The organism is Arthrobacter sp. ov407, from assembly GCF_900102895.1.
Classification (GTDB): domain Bacteria; phylum Actinomycetota; class Actinomycetes; order Actinomycetales; family Micrococcaceae; genus Arthrobacter.
Map to the genome: position 1 here is coordinate 78,956 of NZ_FNGD01000015.1, position 20,609 is coordinate 99,564.

Sequence of the window (20,609 nt, forward strand, 5' to 3'; positions counted from 1 at the left end):
AACCCGCACGGCCAGCATTCTTCTCATTCACACCCTGTTCGCGCAGCAGCAGAAGGGGACGATCTGCCGCGCCCAGGGACCACTCCGCGGTCACAGCGCCGCTCCTTCAACAGGGTCCAGCCGCCGGGGATCAGCGCAGGCGGCCAGGGTACGCAGATATGCCCTTTCGGTTTCGGCGGCCACACGGTCCCAGGAATAGCGGGCCCGCGCGCGCTCCTGGCCGGCTAGCCCCAGTTTGCGGCGCAGCCCGGCGTCACCCAGCAAGGTAGCGAGGGCTGCGGAGAGGGCCACCGGGTCCTTCGGAGGCACGTGCAGTCCGGTGCCGTGATCCACCACGGTGTCCCGCAGTCCGCCGACGGCTGCGGCCACCACCGGAACGCCGCACGCCATTGCCTCCAGCGGCACGATCCCGAAGGGTTCGTACCAGGGGGTGCACACCACGGCGTCGGCGCTGCGGAAGATGCCGGGCATGGCGCCGCGCGGCACCTGCCCGCGGAACGTGACCTGGTCCCGGACTCCGAGTTCCGTGGCGACATCGGACAGCCGGCGTGCTTCGTCGTCATCCCCGAGGGCGGCAGCGTCACCGCCACCGACTATGAGGAGTTCGACGTCGGCGAAACCTGCTTCCCGAAGCAGGGGCAAGGCCCTAATGACCAAATCGACGCCTTTCCGTGGAACCAGCCGCCCCACGGAGAGGATACGGTGGGCGCTGCTGCGGGGCTCGGCGGCCGCGTCGCCGGCGAACAGCTGAACATCCACGCCGCACGGCGCGACAGAGATTCTGGCGGTGTCGATCCCCATGGCACTGAGTTCGAATACCTCGTCGGAGCAGGTGGCAATAATGCGGTCCACCGAGCGTGCCACAGACGGCTCAAGCCACTGCCTTTCGAGCGGGCTGGTGTCCTGTGCTCCCTGATGCCGGCGTTTGACAGGGCCCAGCGCGTGGAAAGTCTGGACTACCGGGACGTGGACGCCGATCGACCCGCGCCGTGCCGCGTCGAGCGCGGCCAGCCCGGACATCCAGAAATGCCCGTGGACGACGTCCGGTGGGTGTCTGCCCCAGTCTCGGGAAATACCGTCCGCCAACTGGCCCATGAACGGTAGAAGTTCGTCTTTGGGCAGACGGCGAGCGGGCCCGGCGTCGACGTGGACGACCTCCAGATCCGGCAGGATCCGGACCCGCCCGGGCAGATCGGCCGAGTCCCGTCGGGTGTACACCGTGATTTGGTGCCCGCGTCGGGCCAGGGACTCGGACAGCGCGGCCACATGGACGTTTTGGCCGCCGGCATCGACCCCGCCGAGTGCTGCCAGCGGACTGGCGTGTTCCGAAACCATGGAGATTTTCACTGGCCCTTCCCTTCGTGCGTTGAAATCAGAATCCGCCCCGTCCGGAAGCGCGGCGAAGTAAGGTCGTCGAGCAGCTCGTTCCAGGCGCGGAGGAAGGTCTCAAGGCCGAAGCGTTCCAGCACCGCCTCCCGGGCCACGCCTCCCCGCCGCCGGGCCTCCGCGGGGTCCCGGACAAGCTGGCCGGCGGCGCGCACGAGGTCGTCGACATTCGTGGAGATTGCTCCGGCCTCGGGTGGAACGGCGCGTGCCGCTTCGGTGGTGCCCAGCACCACGACCGGCATCCCGAGGTGCATTGCCTCCAGGAGTGCCAGGCCCAGGGAGGTCCACCGTACCGGGTGGAGATAGACCCTGCAGCGAGCGAGTTCGCGGTGCAGGGATGCGGTTCGCAGGTCTCCGCAGACCGTCAATTTCGTCGCCGGCAGCCCGGTAGCCTCCGGCAGCCCTGCTCCGCCCATGCCGAAGACCCGGAGGGGCGCCGCAGCGGCGAAACGGCCCAGCAGGTCAGTGCCCGTGACCCGGCCCCGCCGGACGGGCTCGTTGACCACGGCGGCGAGCTCCGGGACCTCACCGCTGTAGAGGTGCCCCGGATCCGGGATGCCGTGTTCGATGACGATCGTCGGGGCCGAGCCGTTGTCCCAGAACAGCTGATTGAAGTAGGTGACGTGGACCAGCGGGATGACGTGTTGGTCTGCGAACGGATGCACCGAGTAGGGCACGTCGCCCTTGGGGGTGTTGTGCTCCAGAAATACAGCGGGGAGGTCCTTGCCAGGGATCCGGCCCAGTGCGCGTCCCACTTCCGTCAGCTCCTCCGGCCGTTGCAGGATGACAGCGTCCACGCTGCCGGGATCGAGTGCTTCGAGGGCAACTTCCCGGACTGATTCGGGCCAGTCCCGGCCTCCACGGCCCAGCCCCCACGCCCCGCGCTCGGGAAGCACCGGCAGGAGATACTCATGGGGACCGCGGACGAAGGCATCCGTCCAGCCCCCGTGGACATGCCAGAACAGGACTCTCATGGGTGCCGCACCCTTCGCCGCGTGGACAATGATGACACTCCGCCAAGTAGCCGTTCCACGGCTTCCACGAGCTGCTCAGGCGCAACCGAGGCCAGGCAGGGATGGCCGGGGACCGGGCACTCGGTGGCACGGCTCAACTTGCACGGCGCGTCCTGGTCGCCCAGGATCTCAAGCGGGACGCCGTACGGTGCCCAGCGGATGGCAGGAACGACCGGAGAGAACAGGCACGCTACCGGCGTGCCGAGCGCGGCTGCCAGATGCGCCGGGCCCGTGTTGCCCGTGACCAGCACGCTGGCCCGGGCAAGGACGCCGGCCAGGGTCTTCAGGTCGGTCCGGCCGCCCAAATCCACCGCGGAAGGCCCCGCGACCGTGGCGGTGAGCTTCGTTTCAGCGGGGCCGCCGGTCACCACCACCCGGTACCCGGCGCCCTCGAGTAGTTCCGCCGCCGCCGCATGGTGCAGCGCTGGCCAGGCGCGGGCGGGCGCCGAGGCCCCGGGATGGACCACGATGTAGGGTTCCTCCCCCACCAGGTCCCTCACGTCCGGATACCCTTCAACGCGGAGCCTGCCGTCGTCCCCGGCAGGGAGGGTGAAGCCGGCCGCCCGTGCGATCCCGAGGCCCCGTTCCGATTCCGGCTGGTCCTCAGGAAAGTCCTCGCCAGGCCGCAGGCGGACGTCCAGGAGGCTGCCCGCATAGTCTGTGGACGCACCGGTAATGCGGCCGACGCCGGCAAGCCGCAGCAGGAGTGCCAGGGGCAGCGGTGACTGGTGGAAGGACGTCAGGATGACCGCTTCCGAGATCCGCGAATCAGCGACGAACGCTGTCAACGCGTCCACCTGACCCTTTTCCACCCGCGGTGCTGGCTTCGCGATCCAGGGACAACTCCAGCTATAGATTTCGGACACGCCCGGGAGGAGCGATGCAGCCGGTTCCCCCTGTGGCCCGCACAGCACGACGACGTCGTTGGGGTCACCCCCGTCAGGCCGGCCGCCATGGGCAACAGCGCGGATGGCCGGACCTGCCAGCAGGACGTCGCCGACGCTGTCCAGCCGGGCTACCAGGACCCGAGTCATGGCTCCGACTTCCCGGCTGCCGCCTTCAGAAGTAGATCCACAGCAGCTGCCAGGTCCGCCGCCACTTCAACCGCCGCTTCCACTTCTGCCGCACGGGTTACCGGGGTGGGTACCAGAATGCCGCGCGCACCCGAGGCTCGCGCCGCTTCCATGTCACTTCCGATGTCGCCGATAAGCGCGGTCTCTGCCGGAGAAACCCCCAAACTTCTGCAGGCTTTCAGGACCATGCCCGGCGCCGGCTTCCGGCACGGGCAGCGGTCCGCTGGAATGTGCGGACAGATGACCCAGAGGTCGAAGGGGCCCAACAGCTGATCGATCCGGCCGTTGACGGCGTCCACCTCAGCAGCGGTGAGAATCCCCCGGCCTATCCCCGACTGGTTGCTCAGCACCCCTATCGGAATTCCGCGGCTCCTCAGCCGCTGCAGCGACTCACGGGAATGGGGCATTGGCCGCACCCGGGCCGGATCCGCGTTGTACGGCACGTCATAGATCAGCGTTCCGTCCCGGTCAAAGAGGACGGCCCGCGGTTGCGGCGTGCCGGAACTTCCCATACCCACCCCGTTCCCCGTTCGGACCCGGGCTAAACGCGCCCCTTCCGCGCTCGGGGCTACACTCCTCGAAAAGGAGATAACCGATGCTTGGAAATGACGCCGCTGGCCTCTCGGTGTCCGGGCGTGACGGCAGGCCGCTGCTGCTGGTGTTGCGTGCGCTCCAGCTGGGCGATCTGCTCGTTGCGGTGCCCGCGTTGCACGCGTTGCGGCGCGCCTTTCCGGATCATCTCCTTGTCTACGCGGCGCCGGCCTGGCTTCGGGACGCCGTCTGCCTTGTTGGCGGCTATGACCTCCTGCCGGTCCCGGGCCTGTCAGAACCGTTAGCAGTGGAACGGGGCACTGTGGATATTGCGGTGAACCTGCACGGCCGGGGTCCGGAAAGCCAGTTACGGATTGAGGCAGTCGGCGCCCGGCAAGTGATCTCGCATGCCTCGAACAATTCGGACGGTCCCGGGTGGGTCGAGGACATTCACGAGCGTCGGCGCTGGACACGGCTCCTCCAATGGCACGGCATCGCCGCGGATCCCGACGACGTCCGGTTGAAACCACCCCCCGTCCGCACACAGTGGCCAGATGCGACAGCCGTCCATGCGGGCGCAGCCTTCGCCAGCAGGCTCTGGCCGGAGAGCCGGTTCGCTGAAGTGGCTGAGCGTCTGGCGCAATCCGGGCACCGTGTCGTCGTTACCGGCAGCGCTGCTGAACGGGCGCGCGCCCTGGCCGTGGCCGCACAGGCCGGCCTCCCGACGGAAGCTGTACTTGCCGGCAGGCTCTCCCTTGGCGAATTTATTGCCCTCATGGCGGACGCCCGGCTGGTGGTCTCGGGCGACACCGGGGCGGCCCATCTGGCTGCGGCCTACCGCCGCCCTTCCGTGGTGCTCTTCGGACCGGCCCGACTCGAGCGCTGGGGCCCTCCACCGGGGCCGCACATAGTTTTGACCAAGGCGGGACTGCGCCGGGGCGACGCGTTTGCCGGGGACCCGGATCCGGCCCTGCTGGGTGTCCGGGCTCAAGAGGTCTTGGACGCCGTCCGAGCTCTGGGATTGCTCTGAGAGTCGGCGCCGGCGAGCAGTTGCTGCAGTCGCACCAACACCTTGGACAGCCGGCGGGAGATCTGCATCTGTGAAACGCCGAAGCGCCTGCCAAGTTCGGTCTGACTTTCTTCACAGAAATAGCGGCGGTACAGCAGTTCCCGGTCCTGCTCGGACAACTCGCCGATAGCCTGGTTAAGGCACAGGAGTTCCTCCAGTCGTTCCAGTGGCAACTCCCGTGTGGACAGCGCATCCGCCAGGTGTGGGCCGCCACCATGATCGTCAACGACGTCGAGGGAATCCGGCCGCATGCTCGATGCCGCGGCCAACGCCTCGCGGACGGTGGAGCCGGAGACTCCCAGGTGCTCCGCCAGCTGACCGGGAGTCGGCCGATGTCCTAGGGTCTGGGTCAGCTCCGGTTCGGACCGCAGAATCTCCGTTCGCAGGTCTTGGATCCTCCGCGGTGGCCTGACGACCCAGCAACGATCGCGCAGATAGCGCTTAAGCTCGCCCGTCACCGTAGGAGCAGCGTAGGCTGCGAAGCTTGCTCCCCTGGACTGGTCAAAACCCCGCGCGGCTTTGACCAGTCCCAGATAGGCAACCTGGTTCAGATCCTCGCGTTCCCGGCCCGGCCCCGTGAACCGAAAGGCCAAGGCTTCCGCCAGCTCCAGATGGTCAAGGACCAGCTGGGCCTCAAAGGCCTCCCGGATTTTACCTGTGGGAGCCCGCCCCGTCGCGGTGGACTGCCCGGACTCGGCCGGGACATGGGGCGTCCATGATGGCGGGCGCTGGAGTTCTGCCATAGTCGTTCGTTCCTCTGAACCCGAGTCGTTCAAAAGCCTGCGGCAAGACCTAGCAGTAGAAAACCATAAGCTTGCTTATTAAACAATGGCTGGTGAGATCGCCGCCGATCCAAGCCGCTCATGGCGGTAAACACAGGTATTCGGACGGGTAATCCGCACCCCGGGGAAGTGTCTGGCAGACAGCGGGAACGTGCGGCATCGGGCTCGCAGTCCGATTTGTATCCGGAGGACGGGCGCGAATGCCCTCTGGCCTCGGTGCATCCCAAAAGTTATAGTAAGCATACTGATGATTGATTCTCTCTTCTCGTCAGTTCCCCAAATCCCATCGAAGGAGACACCGTGAGCACCAAGGTTGAAAAGCGAGTTCTGGTCAACGTTCCCGTGAGCGTGGCCTACAACCAGTGGACCCAGTTCGAGGAATTTCCCCACTTTATGGGCGGGGTGAAGAGCGTCAAACAACTCAGTGACGACCGGCTCGAGTGGGTTGCAGAAATCGGCGGGGTGCGCAGGCAATGGCAGGCCCGAATCCTCGAACAGACACCGGACCGGAAGGTCGCATGGGCTGCCACAGAGGGCGCAACCAACGCCGGGTCCGTAACGTTCGAAGACCTCGGCGGCGGGCAGACATCCGTACAGCTGTCCCTGGAATATGAGCCCGAAGGGATGGTGGAAAAGGTCGGCGACAAGCTGAACATCGTAGAGAGGCAAGCCGAGAGTGACCTAAACCGGTTCAAGGCCTTCATTGAAGACGAGGGCTACGCGACCGGGGCCTGGCGCGGTTCCGTCAGCGAAGGTGCATCCGTTGGCACGCCAGGCGTTGATGAGGCAGCTGGGTCACGGGGGGACAGCGGCAAAGCCGGGGTCTCGGGCAAGCTTATTGCCGGAGTCGGGCTAGCCGCCGCGGCCGCGGCGGGCGTCGCGGCAGCGGCAGGCAACAAGGCGTCCGGCGGAGACGCGCCGGCTCAGGCCACGCCATACCGGGAGGCGGGAGCCGTTCCGCCCACCGGGACCGCGGGCAGCGTGTTCCCCGGTGAGGGCGTACACCCGAGCGCGGTTCCTGCGTCCGAGCAGACTGTTGGCCGGTCCGAAGCAAAGCCCTTCGACCAGACCAATGGCCTCATTGATACCGAAGGAGATTCGGACGGGACGGCCCTGAGCGACACCGCCAGCGGCGCCGACCGGCAGGCACGAAACGAACCCGGACGGGGCCCAGTTCCACCCACCGGAGGAAGCCTCGGACAGCACTGACCACCCCCCCCCCCCCCCCCCCCCCCCCCCCCCCCCCCCCCCCCCCCCCCCCCCCCCCCCCCCCCCCCCCCCCCCTCGCAGGACGGGGCGCCCCGTTTACCGGACCGGCCGGCACGGAATGGGGCGCCCCGGCTCTCCGGGCCATTCCGGCACGGAATGGGGCGCCCCGGCTCTCACGACGCCGACGCTGCCCATCGTCTCCTCATCCACCGCCCTTCATGAACAAGGGCTCCCAGATATCAGGAAGGATCGTTAGCTCCATGAAGACGGGCATAGCTCCCAAGCGGTGCCAACACCGTCAACCACGCCGCTACGCCGAGCTTTTGAAATGACGCAACGCATCCGGCTACGCGGAGGTTTTCCATGAGTCAACACGGCCTCTGGACGCTGGGAGGCGACCGGCGTATTCTGAAGTTCCGTAGCCTCTGGAGGTATTTCTGATGGAAGGCAATATGCGTGCGCGTAGCGGTCCGGTTTCCGGCATCCGCGCCCGCTTCCCGGTCGGCAACTGGCCCGATCCGCTATAGCTCGTCTTTCGTCATGCCGTCCGGCACCGCTGCTTCGTCGGGTTTGCGCCGTGAACGCATGGCCGCAATAGGCAACGCCCTCTTGACGATTCCCGACAGTTTCCGGCTCTCTCCCCGCCCTTTTTGGGGCCGCCACTTTGCCGTTTCCGCCTGAGCGCGCCCACCTGTTAACCCACTCTTCCCCTGCCGGCCACGCCCGCTCCCCCGCGCCGCAAGCCGCCGCCCGCACCGTGGAGGAGTGAGGATCGCAATCGTCGCCGAATCATTCCTGCCGCTCATGAACGGGGTCACCCACTCCATCCTGCGCGTGCTGGAGCATCTGCAGGAGCGCGGGGATGAGGTGCTCGTGATCGCGCCGTCCACCCAGGACACGGACGTCCCGGACGAGGTCTACGGCGCCCACGTCCACCGGCTTCCCTCGGTCCCGCTGGCCGGCTACGCGAACGTGCGCGTGGCGATGGGCGGTGTGTATCGGGTCAAGCGAATCCTTGCCGACTACGCGCCCGACGTCGTTCACCTCGCGTCCCCGTTCGTGCTCGGCTGGCGGGCAGCGCAGGCAGCCCACCAACTCGGCATCCCCACGGTCGCCATCTACCAGACCGAGGTCCCCAGCTACGCGGGGCGCTACGGCGTCCCCTTCCTGGAGAACTGGGCCTGGAACCGGGTGGATCAGATCCACATGCTGGCCTCGCGCACCCTGGTCCCCTCCACCTTCGCGCTGAACCAGCTCCGCGGCCGCGGCATTCCGCGCGTGGACATGTGGCGGCGCGGCGTGGACACGCAGCGGTTCAACCCCGCGAAGCGCGACGCCGGCTGGCGGGCTTCCGTGGCGCCCGGCGGCGAGCGCCTCATCGGCTACGTCGGCCGGCTGGCGGCCGAGAAGCAGGTGGAGGATCTGGCGGTGCTGGCGGATGTTCCCGGGACCCGGCTGGTGATCGTCGGCGATGGGCCCCAGCGGCCGGCCCTAGAAGCGGCCCTGCCGCAGGCGATCTTCACCGGTTTCCTCGGCGGCGACGACCTCGCCCGGGCCGTGGCGTCCTTCGATCTCTTCGTCCATCCCGGCGAGTTCGAGACCTTTTGCCAGACCATCCAGGAGGCCATGGCGTCTGGCGTGCCGGTGGTGGCCACTGGCCGTGGCGGACCGCTGGACCTTGTGGAGAATTCGCGGACCGGCTGGCTGTACGAACCCGGCGACCTCGCCGCGCTCCGTGCCCGGGTGATGGACCTGATGGGCGACGACGCCAAGCGCCGCGCGTTCGCCACGGCGGCGCACACCTCGGTCCAGGGGCGGACGTGGTCCGTCCTCGGGGCCGAACTCGTCGGCCATTACAAGGCCGTGATCCGGGAGCCCGCGACCGGCCGCTCCCCCCTCGTTGCCCTATCACGTATGGCTGCTAAACCCGGGCCATAAGCACCATAGGTGATAGGGCAACGGGGGTGTTTGTTCCTCCCCTGCAGGCCTGGACCCGCCCCGCCCACGTGTTGACGCTCAAGGGAGCCTCGGCACGCCTATGATTTCCGATGGGAGGGTTCTAAATGGTTGGTTGGTCTCAGATTCAAAAGGCGGTAGCCGGGTGACGGCGTCGTCGTACCCGGAGGAAGGCCCCGGCGCAGCCCTAAAGGAAGGCTTGAATGCAGTCCCTGGCTACGGCGACCTGGTGGAATCCAGCCCCGACGCCCTGCTGGTGGTGGCCGAGGACGGGACCATCAGGATGGTCAACGCCGCCGCGGAGCGCATGTTCGGGTACGACCGCGGCGAGCTCGTGGGCTCCGACCACCGAATGCTCCTCGCCGAGGGGTTCCGGAACGGGCTCCAGCGGCTGTTCTTCAACCTCCGCCGCGACGCCCACGCCCACACCGACGACGACGGCGCTGCCGCCGAAACTGACACCGACACCGCTCCCGTGGAGGCCTACGGGGTGCGGCGGGACGGCACGGAATTCCAGGCCGAGGTGGCCGGATCTATTTTCGTCACCGGTACAGGCACCGGGGACGGCACCGGTAATGGTACTGCCAGCATGATCGCCGCGATCCGGGACACCTCGCACCGGCCGGAGAACGATGACAGCCTCCGCGAGGCCATGTCGCTGCTGAGCGCGACGCTCGAATCCACTGCCGACGGCATCCTCGTGGTCAGCAGCGAGGGCGAGATCGCCGGGGTCAACAATCAGTTCCTCACCATGTGGGGCATCCCGCGGGAAATGCTGGCCACCGGGGACGATGAGGCCGTCATGGGCTTCGTCCTGGACCAGTTGCGGGATCCCGCCCAGTTCGTCGAGAAGGTCGAGGCCCTCTACGCCGATCCCGCGGCGGAAAGCCAGGACATCCTGGAATTCCACGACGGCCGGACATTTGACCGCTATTCGCGCCCGCAGAAAGTCGCGGACCAGGTGGTCGGACGCGTGTGGAGCTTCCGCGACGTGACCGCGGCCAGGGTTGCCCAGGACCGGATCACCCGGGCCATGGCAGACCTCGCCGCGCAGTCCGCCCAGCTCAAGGCGCTGGCGTTCAGCGATGGATTGACCGGGCTGTCCAACCGCCAACTATTCAACGACAGCCTCGCTAGCGCCCTCGCCGGCCCGCCCGGCACCGCCGTGGACGTCCTGCTCCTGGACCTGGACGACTTCAAGGAAGTCAACGACATCCTGGGCCACCACGCCGGGGACCAGATGCTCATTGAGGTCGGCCGGCGGCTGCGCACATGCGTCCGGCCGAGCGACGTCGTGGCCCGACTGGGCGGCGACGAGTTCGTGGTGCTCCTGCTTGACTCGCTGGAGCCCGAGTCGGTCGCTGCCCGGATCGTCGACTCGCTGCGCGTCCCGGTGTGGATCGACGGCACCATGTTGCGGCCCAGCCTCAGCCTGGGGCTCGCCTCAATCGGGGAGGCCGCCCGTGGACGCCTCCGAACTCCTGCGCCGTGCCGACGTCGCGATGTATGCCGCCAAGACCGCCGGGAAGAACCGGTACATGCGCTTCCAGCCGGAGATGATGAAGGCTCTGGTGGACCGCAACGACCTCGAAGCAGGCCTGCGGCTCGCCGTGGACAGCGGACAGATCGCCGTCCACTACCAGCCGATCGTCTGCGCCGGCAGCGGGACAGTGACCAAAGTCGAGGCCCTGGCACGCTGGATCCGCGACGGCGCGCTGGTTCCGCCCAGTCAGTTCATTCCGGCGGCGGAACGCAGCGGCCTCATTGTCGAGATCGGCACCGAAGTGCTGTTGCGCGGTTGCACCGAGCTCAAGCCCTGGCTGGAAGAGGACTCCTCCCGGTCCCTGGCCGTGAACGTCTCCGGCGTCCAGCTGCAGCACGGGGACTTCGCCGAGCTGGTCCTGGCCGTGACGGAATCCTGCGGCGTGGACCCGCGCCAGCTGGTCCTGGAGGTCACGGAGAGCGTCTTTTTCGAGGACGACTGCCACATAATCCAGCAGCTCATGAGCCTGCGCACGGCCGGCGTCCGCGTGGCGCTGGATGACTTCGGCACCGGTTTTTCCTCCCTGGGACGCCTGCAGGACCTGCCCGTGGACACGCTGAAGATCGACCGGTCGTTCGTTTCCATGATCAACACCGGCACGGAACAGCTGCCCATCTTGAACGCCATGATCGGCATGGCCCACGGACTGGGCCTCACCGTCACGGCAGAGGGCGTGGAAACGGCCGCCCAGGCCGACTACCTGATGAATCTGGACTGCGATTCCCTGCAGGGATTCCTGTTTTCCAATCCCCAGCCAGAGGCCGCGCTCCAGCCTGCGCTGGACCGGGCGGCCCGGGCCATCGCCGCGCTGCGGGGCGATCGCGTGCCCGGCAACCTGTGACCCGCAAAGTTCCGTGGCCGATGTGCTGGACACAGGGCCGAAGGACCCTATGATTCAGGGAAACGTATTGATCCGGGCACCTCGGCCGGGAACATCATCGCTGAAATGAACTTCCGTCGCTTGGGGGCCGGTATCGTCGTGGGAACTGGATTTGGTGAAGACCTGCTGGAGCAGGGTCCTGATGCGTTTCTGCTGCTGACCGCGGACGGGACCATCGCCTTCGTGAATTCGGCCGCGGAACGGCTGTTCGGCTACCCCCGCGAGAAACTCCTGGGCGTTCAGCACACGATCCTTCTCTCGGAGGAAGCCAGCGGCGGTTTCCTGCGGGTCTTCGGCCGGCTGGGCCGCAAGAGCCCGGCCCGAAGCCGGCCGTTCGCCGCCGTCGGACGGCGCCGGGACGGCTCGGAACTCGCCATGGAGATCACGTGCTCGCTGGTGAGTGTCGACGCCGGCACGGCCATGGCGGTAGCCGTCCGCGACGCCGAGCACCGCAACGACTGCGATTCCGGCCGGCGGCTGGCCGTCTCGCTTCTGGACGCCACGCTGGAATCGACGTCCGACGGAATCGTCATGGTCTCCAGCGAGGGCCAAATCACCGGGATCAACGACCAGTACCTGAAGCTGTGGGGCATGCCCCCGGAGCTGATCGCGGCCGAGGACCCCAATGCGCTGGTGCGGTTCATCGCGGACCAGCTGGTTGATCCCGACTACTTCCGGCAGAAGGTTGCAGCGCTCTACGCGGACAGCCTGATGAAGAGCCACGACATCCTGGAGTTCACCGACGGCCGTACCGTGGAGCTCTACTCGCGCCCGCAAAAAGTGGCGGACGCGATCGTGGGACGGATCTGGAACTTCCGAGACATCACCTCACGGCGGCGAGCCCAGGACCAGGCCCGCCGCGCCATGGACGAACTGGCCGAACAGGCGGGCAAGCTCAAGGAACTGGCGTTCCAGGATCCGCTCACGGGACTGGCCAACCGGATGCTCTTCAATGAACGGGCCGCCGCGGCCCTGCTCACCCCGGAACCGGTGCACGTGCTGCTCCTGGACCTGGACGACTTCAAGGAAGTCAACGACGTCCTGGGCCACCAAGCCGGCGATGAGATGCTGGTCGAGATCTCCCGGCGGCTCCAGAACTGCGTCGGTCCGCACGGCACCGTCGCCCGGCTGGGCGGGGACGAGTTCGTGGTCCTGCTGGTCGGCTGCCGGGACGCCGACACCGTGGCCCAGCGTGTGGTCAGCACCCTGAACGCCCCGGTCTCCATCGAGGGAACCCTCATGCGGCCGGGCCTGAGCCTGGGCGTGGCATCGCGCGACGCCGGGACGGAGACGTCATCGGAACTGCTGCGGCAGGCGGACCTGGCCATGTATGCGGCCAAGGAGGCCGGGAAGAACTGCTATGTGCACTTCCAGCCCGAGATGCTGGCCGCCCTGCTCGAGCGCACCCAGCTCACGGCCGGTCTCCGGCGTGCGGTGGAGCTGGGGCAGATCATGGTCCACTACCAGCCCGTCATCTCCAGTGACCGGCTCGAGGTGGTGCAGTTTGAGGCCCTGGCCCGCTGGGAATGGGACGGCGAGCTGATCCCGCCGGACGATTTCATTGAGACCGCGGAACGCAGCGGCCTGATCCGGGAGATCGGGGCCGAGGTGCTCAGGCGCAGCTGCACCGAGCTCGCCCCGTGGCTCTCGGAGGACCCGTTCCGGAGCCTGGCCGTCAACGTCTCCGGCGTGCAGCTGCAGCACCGGGACTTCGCCGAGCGCGTCCTGGACATTGCGGCGTGGAGCGGCGTGGACCCGCGCCAGCTGGTCCTGGAAGTGACCGAGAGCGTGTTCTTCGATGCCCACTCGCACGTCATCGGCCAGCTCGAGACCCTGCGCGAGGCCGGCATCCGGGTGGCCCTGGACGACTTCGGGACCGGCTATTCCTCGTTGGGCCGCCTGCAGGACCTGCCGGTGGACGTGGTGAAGATCGACAAGTCCTTCGTGTCCATGCTGCAGACCGGCGTCGAAAAGCTCCCCATCCTGACCTCCATGATCCACATGGCCAAAAGCCTGGGACTGAAGGTCACGGCCGAGGGCATCGAGACGCCGGCGCAGGCACGCTACCTTATGGACCACGGCTGCGATGCCCTGCAGGGCTTCCTCTTCTCCCGCCCGGAACCCGGGGCGGCCCGGCAGCGGGCCGTCGGGAACTCGGCGGCGGCCATCGCCGACCTCGAGGGCGTGCCGCTGCCCGGGTAGGTCGGCTGGCCGTGGACGTCTCCGGGGCTGGACTCCGGGCCGACATTTCAGCTGCTCAACGTAGATGTGGCTCATTGCCGGTCTGGCAGCAGACTGCCATTCTTGGTGAATCCGCACATCCGACAGCGATCGAAAGGAAGAGACGATGCCGCTCTATCTGTCGAAGTTCAGCTACACACCGGAGACTTGGGCGAGGCTGATGAGCAACCCCGAGGACCGCGGAAAGGCCGCCCAGGCATACATCGAATCGGTCGGAGGAAAACTCCATGGATTCTGGTACGCATTCGGCGCCCACGACGGCTATAACTTATGGGAGGCTCCGGACAACGTGTCCATGGCCGCGGTTGCATTGGCGATCAGCGGAGGAGGCGCCCTGAGCTCTTTCGAAACGACAGTGCTCTTGACCGTCGACGAAACGATGGAAGCCCTGCGGAAAGCCGAACAGATTAAGTACCGGCCTCCAGGCACCTGACGTCCCGGCGAACTTCCACTGGCAGGTGGCGGGCTGCGTGCCGGGGTAGGCCGTCGCGGCCGGCGCGTTCGACACATTTGGTTGCGGCATGACGCCCATCACGTTCGGGGCGCCAGCACCGCATATGATTCAGTCAGCGCAGTGCGCCTTGCTCCCCGTAAGGTGCCCGCAATTCGTATTCATCGCCTGGGGGGCTGTTAGACATCGTGGAAGCCGGTTTCGCACAACAACTGCTGGAGTACAGCCCGGACGCGCTCTTGCTGGTCGGCCCGGACGGATCCATTTCTTTCCTCAACCCGGCTGCGGAGCGGCTCTTCGGCTACGCCCGGACGCAGCTTCTGGGTGCCGACCACAGCATGCTTTTGGCCGAGGCCTCGCGGGAGGAATTCCACGGCGTCCTGGCCGGCCTGGGCAACGCCGCTAACCCCCGCAAGCCGTTCGCAGGCTCGGGCCGCAGGGCCGACGGCACCGAACTCCCGGTCGAAATCACCTGCTCCCTTGTCCCCGCCCCGGCAGGAGCGGCCGACGCCGGAACGTCCGTGGCCCTCTCGATCCGCGGTACCGCCGGAGGAAACTCGGGATCGAACACAGGATCGAACACCGCCGCCTCAGGCCACCTCAGTGCCGGCAGCGCCGGCCGTAACCTCAGCGGCGACTTTCTCCGCCGTCGTACTCCTCTTTCTGGAGGCCTTGCGGCGGCTGCCGCTCCCGCGGCATTCGCCGAGCACGACGACGAACTCAAGGCTGGGTCCCTCCGCGACCCGCTGACCGCGCTGCCCAACGGCCCCCTCTTCAACGAGCGGCTCGCCGCGGCCCTGCGCCGCCCGGATCCGGTGGACATCCTCCTGCTGAACCTCGACGACTTCAGGCACCTCAACGACGTGCTGGGACGCTCGGCGGCCGATGAGCTGCTGGTGGAGTTGGCCAGCAGGCTGCGCAACTGCGTCCGCCCGCATGACACCGTGGCCCGGCTCGGCGGGGACGAGTTCGCGGTGCTGCTGACCGAGTGCCTCAACGCGGACGCGGTGGCCAAACGGATCGCCGAGGCCCTCTATGCGCCCCTGCGCGTGGGCGGCTCCATGGTCCGGTCCGGCGTCAGCATGGGCCTGGCATCCAAGTCGGGGCAGACGCTGGACGGGGCGGAACTGCTGCGGCAGGCCGACGCCGCCATGACCGCGGCGAAGGCTGCCGGGAAGAACACCTGGCTGCGGTTCCGGCCGGAGATGCTGAGCACTGCGGCGCACAAGGCCGACGGCGATTCCGGTCTCCGGCGCGCCGTCGAGCTGGGCCAGATTTCGGTGCACTACCAGCCCGTGGTGTCGCCGGGCATCGGTTCGGTGGTGCAGTTCGAGGCGTTCGCCCGGTGGGAGCGGCACGGCCGGCTGGTGCCGCCCAACCAGTTCCTGCCCGTGGCGGAGCAGAGCGGCCTGATCCGCGAGATCGGCGACGAAGTCTTGCGCCGCGCCTGCGCCGAGATCCGGCCGTGGCTGGCCGGCGACCCCGCGTACAGCGTCGCCGTGAACGTCTCGGGCTTGCAGTTCCAGCACCGGGATTTCGCCACGGACGTGCTTGCGATTGCCGCGTCCACGGGCGTTGACCCGCGCCAACTCACGCTTGAGCTGACGGAGAGCGTGTTCTTCGACGCTTCCTCGGACGTGCTGGGCCAGCTGCGCCAGCTGCGCGGGGCCGGTGTCCGGATTGCCATGGACGACTTCGGCACCGGATATTCCACACTCGGCCGGCTCCGGGAGCTGCCCCTGGACAACGTCAAGGTCGACCGCTCCTTCGTGGCCATGATCAAGACCGGCCAGGAGCAGCTCCCGTTCTTCGCCACCATGATCAGCGCCGCGCATGCCGTCGGCCTGAAGGTCACGGCGGAAGGCATCGAGACCCCCGCGCAGGCCAAGTACCTGATGGACCGCGGCTGCGACTCGCTGCAGGGCTACCTGTTCGCCAAGCCGGCCGCGGCCAGCCAGCTGGCCGGGACCATGGAGAGCGCCCTGAACGCCCTAGACAAGGTCGACGCCGCGCGATGACCCTGCTTGCGCCCTGTTGTCGGGCGTCGCCGCGTAGGAGCCCGTTGACGCCGCCATTGGACGCAAACGGCCGCTAAGCATCATGGCTTAGCGGCCGTTCGTGGCAATTCGTTGGATGGTCCGAGCCTGCCGGTGAGGCTGGTGAGGCTCTGCCCGTGCTTTATTGCCGGCGGTCCACCTTGTCGAGGTCCTGGGCCACCATCGCCTCGCTGCGCTGCCACAGGGCCTTGGCCAGGCCGGCGTCGTAGGCCTGCTTGTTGGCCTTGGAGAGCGTCCGTTTGGCGTAGTAGCCGCCGGAGATCCAGTCGTGGCCCGGGGTGGCGTTGGCGAGCCACACAAGGGTGTCCGCGCCCTGGTCGGGGGTCAGCATGAAGCGCTTGAGGAACGACTTGTAGGCCAGGCGCATGGGGCTCGTGGAGTCGGCCGCGAAGTTGGTGGCCACGCCGCCGGGGTGGAACGCCGCCGTCGAGATCCCCTCGGTGTTGTAGCGGTTGTGGAGTTCGGTGGTGAAGAGGATGTTGGCGAGCTTGGCGTTGCCGTAGGCGCGGTTGGTGGAGTAGCTGCGGGCCGCGTCGAGGTCGTCGATGTCCAGCTTGCCGAAGAGCGAATTCGCGACGCTCGAGGTGTTGATGATTGTGGCCTTGCTGGCAACGAGGACGTCGATCAGCTCGGTGGTGAGCAGGAACGGGGCCAGGTGGTTGACCTGGAAGGTTGTCTCGTGGCCGTCCACGGTCAGCTCGCGGGGGCCCATGATGCCGCCGGCGTTGTTCGTCAGGACGTCGATCTGCGGGTACTTTTCCTTTAGCTGCGCGGCCAGGGTGCGCACCTGGGCAAGATCGGCGAAGTCACTGACAAAGAAGTCGGCGCCGATTTCGTTCGCGATCGCCTCGGTCTTCTGCGCGGAACGCCCGACGACGACCACGCGCTCCCCCTGCCGGGCGAAGGTCCGCGCGGCGGACGCGCCGATGCCGTCGCTGGCTCCGGTGATGACGATAGTGCGCTCGGGCATTGAGGTGTCCTTAGAACGAAGCGTTGGGCTGATCTTTTGGAATCCAGCTCTTTTTGGAATCCAGCCCGACGAATTCTAACGAGCCCAACCGGAAGAACGTTCCGGACGAGCCGGTGCTTTCCCGTGAATCCGCTGGGAAAGCACCGGCTCCAGCGCCTAGATGCGCAGCGGCGACCGGAAACTCAGGGCCGTGCTGGCGTTCTGCAATTTCGGGCCGATGGCCAGCATCTCCTCGGTGGTTCGCAACAGGGAGTAGTGGCTGTAGCTGCCCTGGATAACGGTGCCCGGGACCACGGATGGAGCCACCACGAAGTTCGGTACCGGAGTATCTTCGTCAAAAGTTACAAATATCGCCGTTCGTCCCGCCCGGTAGCTTTGGCTGTTCAAGATGACCGGCAGCCATCGCGAAAGCCAGGTGTCGCCCGTGGCGACGCTGCAGTCATGCATGTCATTGCAGACATTCGGCACGACCATGGAAAAATTCGGCAGAGTGTTGTTGGCCAGGTCGCTCGCCAGCTGTCCCGCGCTCACGTTGCCGAGCGGCACATTGTTGATCGCGCACGCCGCCCTGTCCCCCGGCCCTTGGTAGTAGATTTCCGGGTTGTGCCGCTCTGCGTACAGGCCGGACGCGCTCAGCCGGCAATTCGACGGCATGTCCTCCATGTAGCTCTTATAGGACTGGCCGGACGTCCGCACCTGCCGGAAGATGTTGTCGGCAGTAATGGGCGGCATGCCGCTCGGGTTGGAATCAGAAGTGACGCCCTGCGTGCTGCCCGAGGTCATGGCCAGATAGCTCGGCAACGAGGGCAAGCCCGTGCCTGCGTCACTCCAGGTGGAAACCGAGGCGCACTGGTTCGCCTTCGTTGTCATGTACGGCGCACTGGCGTTCCCGATGACCTGTGAATAGGTCTTGTTCTCAAAAAGCACCCACATGACGTGGTCGTATTTCGCCGGCGGCACGGTCGCCGTTCCGCACGGGTTGGCGCCAGGAGGTGGAGGCGGCGGCGGGGGCGGCGGCGGAGGGGGCGGCGGCGTCGTGTTCGTGGTGACAGTCAATAATGGCCGTTGTGAGGCGACTGAAGTCTCCTTGGAGCTGTAAATGACGCCGTCGGAGGACGTGTTGCTGATGCGGAACGAATACGTCCCGTCACCCTTAATCGCACCGAAGAGATCAAACTCCACAAAGGTGTTATCGGCAACAGCGCCGTGCGAAGCCACAATCGGCGTTTCCGCAACGGGCGCGTTGTTGAATGTGATCGTGTTTTCACTCCAGGAGTTGTTGAGGACCCGTCGGAATTGGCCGCCCGAGTTGGATGGATCCGTAGCGAATAGCCGGAGCTTGGCGCCGGTCACGGTGCTGCCCGCAGTGCCGGAGACCATGAACTTGAGGAAGATCATTTCGACCGGCGAGTTGTCAGCCTTTAGGCCTGTTGCCGTCCGGAAGTTAATCGTGGGACTGTCACGCTTCACGACGGCATCAGCCGTCGTAGAAAACGTCAGGGTGGCGGCTTCTGCGGGGCCGGCAATAAGGGAAAGTGTGGCGGCCACAAGAAAAAAGACCGACGCCAGAGAAATCCATCGGTGCCCCAAGAAGAAGCGGCTAAACCGATGACCTTTAGTACTGTTCTTGCCCAGGGCGAAACCAGGATCTGCGCGCATCATGGGACTCCTAATAGGTCCGGTCGACGCACCCTGCGCCCCGGCGGCTGGTAGGAATCCAAACCCTAGCCGGTCAAATAGAGCCCCACAATGCACATGTCTAAAATAGCTGGCCGATTAAAGGTATTCCCAAGGTTTCCATTGGTTAAAGGAATTCTCAAGGTTTCCATCGGTTAAAGGTATTCCCAAGGTTTCCTTCGGTCCTACGCATTGCCAGAACTGCTCGCCTGATTCATCAGCGATTTGTGCGTTAAATGCGGGAGGACCCCCAACGTGGTTGGGGGTCCTCGACCTGAATGGTGTTCCGGCGGTGACCTACTCTCCAATTACTCCCCGGTGCATTACGTGTCCGTCCAGTCTTTGCCGTGCGCCCCGGCCAAAGGGCAACGATCGTGATTGCCACGAATGACACGAGCGTCGCCGCATCGAGGATCTTCAGGCGACGCGCCTTGGCGCAGGTATCGCAAGAATGATGGCAGCGGGACGGGGATGTCAGCGCCAGTCGTCGATCACGTAGGCGTCGGGGTGGCTGTAGCCGGGCTCGTTGGGCCGGTGCATGGTCACGCCCTGCAACCCGGTGCGGAAACCGCGGGCGACCATGCGCTGATAGGCATCCGGGCGGCCCAGGTTCATCCCGGCCTCGAGCTGACCCAGTCCGCGCTCGGCAGCCAGGTGCTCGCAGGCATCCAGTAGTCGTTCGAATCTGTCAGCGGCCTGCGGACCGGGGCGTACGGCGCCGAACTTGACGAAGCACACATCCGCGCCGGCCTCCGAGCCCGGTCCGCAGTGACACACGGCCAGCCCGTCGAGTCCCGACTCGCCCGGCAGCAGCACGGTGTCGCCGAGCCCCTGCGCGTCCGTCGCCACAATCTCGCGTGCCAGGTCCAGACCCTCGTACACGGCATCGGTCAGGGCGCGACAGGCGCTGAGGTAGTCGGGCCGCTCTGCGGCGGAGAGTTCAGCATACGTCACCCGGCCGGGCACCGCGCCACGGTCCCCGACCGGCTTGCGCATGACGGCGGTCAGGAATCGGGGCCAGAAGCCGTACCGGCGGTAGAGCTCAAGGTGTTTCGGACTATGCGAGAAGGTGAACAGGCCGAGGTGGTTGTTCCCCCAGGTCTCGAAGCAGCCCATGATCGGTTCCATCAGGCTTTTGCCGACGCCGTGGTCCCACAGGTCCGGACGCACGGTCAGCGGTCCGAAGAACCCGACGCTGCCCCAGTTGGCCGCGAAGTTCGATCCGGCGAGATCGCCGTCGACCGTCGCGGCAAAGGCGGCGTGCGGATCGGCGGCAAAGCGAGTGTGGACGTAGTCGGCGGTCCCGAACGGATCGGGTATCCCGAGAAACGTCCCGAACGCCACCCTGCAGATCTCGTCAGCTCGATCGAGGTCCGTCTCGCGCAGCGGGCGGACTGTCACCGGGCCCCCGACGCTGTTTGGCCCGGTTTCCTGTGCGGTCATGAGACTCTCCCTCCACGACGTCTTCCTGCATCCACCACCAGACGCAACCCCATCCCGGAACGAGTCCGGCACCCCTGGCGGTAGTGTCCCGTGGGGTGGTGTCAATCGTTGTGAGGGTTGCTGTGTGGTGGTGTGCATTATGGCGTGAGTCCGGTGGTCTCGTCTAGAACCCGCGCTTACCCTAACCATGCCCACCTGGGAAGGGCGCCTTAAATGCGGGAGGACCCCCAACGTGGTTGGGGGTCCTCGACCGTAATGATGTTCCGGCGGTGACCTACTCTCCCACACCCTCCCGGGTGCAGTACCATCGGCGCTGTGGGTCTTAGCT

15 protein-coding genes and 1 pseudogene are annotated in these 20,609 nt (G+C 66.6%); 8 read left to right on the forward strand and 8 right to left on the reverse strand.

Features of this window, described 5'->3' with window-relative positions:
- Nucleotides 1-90: 90 nt before the first annotated feature.
- Genes BLS42_RS17520 through BLS42_RS17535 form a run of 4 tightly spaced genes read right to left on the reverse strand, consistent with a single transcriptional unit; the run spans nucleotide 91 to nucleotide 3,984 of the window.
- Entirely contained in the window at nucleotides 91-1,347 is a 1,257-nt protein-coding gene (locus BLS42_RS17520; RefSeq protein WP_090583466.1) for a glycosyltransferase, read from the reverse strand.
- Entirely contained in the window at nucleotides 1,344-2,360 is a 1,017-nt protein-coding gene (locus tag BLS42_RS17525) for a glycosyltransferase (RefSeq protein WP_090583468.1), read from the reverse strand. The genes BLS42_RS17520 and BLS42_RS17525 overlap by 4 nt, the downstream gene beginning before the upstream one ends.
- Nucleotides 2,357-3,433, reverse strand: a complete 1,077-nt coding sequence (locus BLS42_RS17530; protein ID WP_090583470.1) for a glycosyltransferase family 9 protein — start codon at nucleotides 3,431-3,433, stop codon at nucleotides 2,357-2,359. The genes BLS42_RS17525 and BLS42_RS17530 overlap by 4 nt, the downstream gene beginning before the upstream one ends.
- Nucleotides 3,430-3,984 carry a D-glycero-alpha-D-manno-heptose-1,7-bisphosphate 7-phosphatase gene (locus BLS42_RS17535; protein WP_090583472.1) on the reverse strand — a complete coding sequence of 185 codons (555 nt, stop codon included), beginning with the start codon at nucleotides 3,982-3,984 and terminating at the stop codon, nucleotides 3,430-3,432. Before BLS42_RS17535 ends, BLS42_RS17530 begins: the two co-directional genes overlap by 4 nt.
- Nucleotides 3,985-4,067: 83 nt before the next feature.
- Here BLS42_RS17535 and BLS42_RS17540 point away from each other — a divergent pair, with 83 nt between their 5' ends.
- The gene (locus tag BLS42_RS17540; RefSeq protein WP_090583475.1) at nucleotides 4,068-5,033 is read left to right on the forward strand and encodes a glycosyltransferase family 9 protein; all 966 of its coding nucleotides are present in this window, start codon (nucleotides 4,068-4,070) and stop codon (nucleotides 5,031-5,033) included.
- Here BLS42_RS17540 and BLS42_RS17545 read toward each other — a convergent pair.
- The gene (locus BLS42_RS17545; RefSeq protein WP_090583477.1) at nucleotides 4,991-5,815 is read right to left on the reverse strand and encodes a sigma-70 family RNA polymerase sigma factor; all 825 of its coding nucleotides are present in this window, start codon (nucleotides 5,813-5,815) and stop codon (nucleotides 4,991-4,993) included. The genes BLS42_RS17540 and BLS42_RS17545 overlap by 43 nt on opposite strands.
- Before the next feature lie 339 nt (nucleotides 5,816-6,154).
- Here BLS42_RS17545 and BLS42_RS17550 point away from each other — a divergent pair, with 339 nt between their 5' ends.
- The 7 genes and pseudogenes from BLS42_RS17550 to BLS42_RS17575 all read left to right on the forward strand — a co-directional run bounded on the left by BLS42_RS17550 (nucleotide 6,155) and on the right by BLS42_RS17575 (nucleotide 16,152).
- The gene (locus tag BLS42_RS17550) at nucleotides 6,155-7,063 is read left to right on the forward strand and encodes an SRPBCC family protein (protein ID WP_090583479.1); all 909 of its coding nucleotides are present in this window, start codon (nucleotides 6,155-6,157) and stop codon (nucleotides 7,061-7,063) included.
- Between the two features lie 765 nt (nucleotides 7,064-7,828).
- Nucleotides 7,829-9,001, forward strand: coding sequence for a glycosyltransferase family 4 protein (locus tag BLS42_RS17555; RefSeq protein ID WP_090583481.1), 1,173 nt, complete (start codon nucleotides 7,829-7,831; stop codon nucleotides 8,999-9,001).
- A gap of 100 nt (nucleotides 9,002-9,101) precedes the next feature.
- A pseudogene (locus BLS42_RS20865) lies at nucleotides 9,102-10,415 on the forward strand (diguanylate cyclase domain-containing protein); the annotation flags it as partial.
- 67 nt (nucleotides 10,416-10,482) lie between these two features.
- Nucleotides 10,483-11,403 (forward strand): putative bifunctional diguanylate cyclase/phosphodiesterase, encoded by a 921-nt coding sequence (locus BLS42_RS20870; RefSeq protein ID WP_371129609.1) that lies wholly within the window; start codon nucleotides 10,483-10,485, stop codon nucleotides 11,401-11,403.
- A 138-nt stretch (nucleotides 11,404-11,541) separates the two neighbouring features.
- A complete protein-coding gene (locus BLS42_RS17565) occupies nucleotides 11,542-13,644 on the forward strand; it encodes a putative bifunctional diguanylate cyclase/phosphodiesterase (RefSeq protein ID WP_371129610.1) in 2,103 nt (700 codons plus the stop codon).
- A gap of 145 nt (nucleotides 13,645-13,789) precedes the next feature.
- Nucleotides 13,790-14,116 carry a GYD domain-containing protein gene (locus BLS42_RS17570; protein WP_090583485.1) on the forward strand — a complete coding sequence of 109 codons (327 nt, stop codon included), beginning with the start codon at nucleotides 13,790-13,792 and terminating at the stop codon, nucleotides 14,114-14,116.
- A gap of 206 nt (nucleotides 14,117-14,322) precedes the next feature.
- Nucleotides 14,323-16,152 carry a putative bifunctional diguanylate cyclase/phosphodiesterase gene (locus BLS42_RS17575; RefSeq protein WP_090583487.1) on the forward strand — a complete coding sequence of 610 codons (1,830 nt, stop codon included), beginning with the start codon at nucleotides 14,323-14,325 and terminating at the stop codon, nucleotides 16,150-16,152.
- A 160-nt stretch (nucleotides 16,153-16,312) separates the two neighbouring features.
- On the opposite strand, the gene BLS42_RS17580 is transcribed toward BLS42_RS17575, so the two are convergent.
- The 3 genes from BLS42_RS17580 to BLS42_RS17590 all read right to left on the reverse strand — a co-directional run bounded on the left by BLS42_RS17580 (nucleotide 16,313) and on the right by BLS42_RS17590 (nucleotide 20,281).
- Nucleotides 16,313-17,161, reverse strand: coding sequence for an SDR family NAD(P)-dependent oxidoreductase (locus BLS42_RS17580; protein ID WP_090583489.1), 849 nt, complete (start codon nucleotides 17,159-17,161; stop codon nucleotides 16,313-16,315).
- A gap of 156 nt (nucleotides 17,162-17,317) precedes the next feature.
- Nucleotides 17,318-18,823, reverse strand: a complete 1,506-nt coding sequence (locus BLS42_RS17585; RefSeq protein ID WP_090583491.1) for a CBM96 family carbohydrate-binding protein — start codon at nucleotides 18,821-18,823, stop codon at nucleotides 17,318-17,320.
- Between the two features lie 489 nt (nucleotides 18,824-19,312).
- Nucleotides 19,313-20,281 (reverse strand): GNAT family N-acetyltransferase, encoded by a 969-nt coding sequence (locus tag BLS42_RS17590; RefSeq protein ID WP_176803507.1) that lies wholly within the window; start codon nucleotides 20,279-20,281, stop codon nucleotides 19,313-19,315.
- Nucleotides 20,282-20,609: the final 328 nt, after the last annotated feature.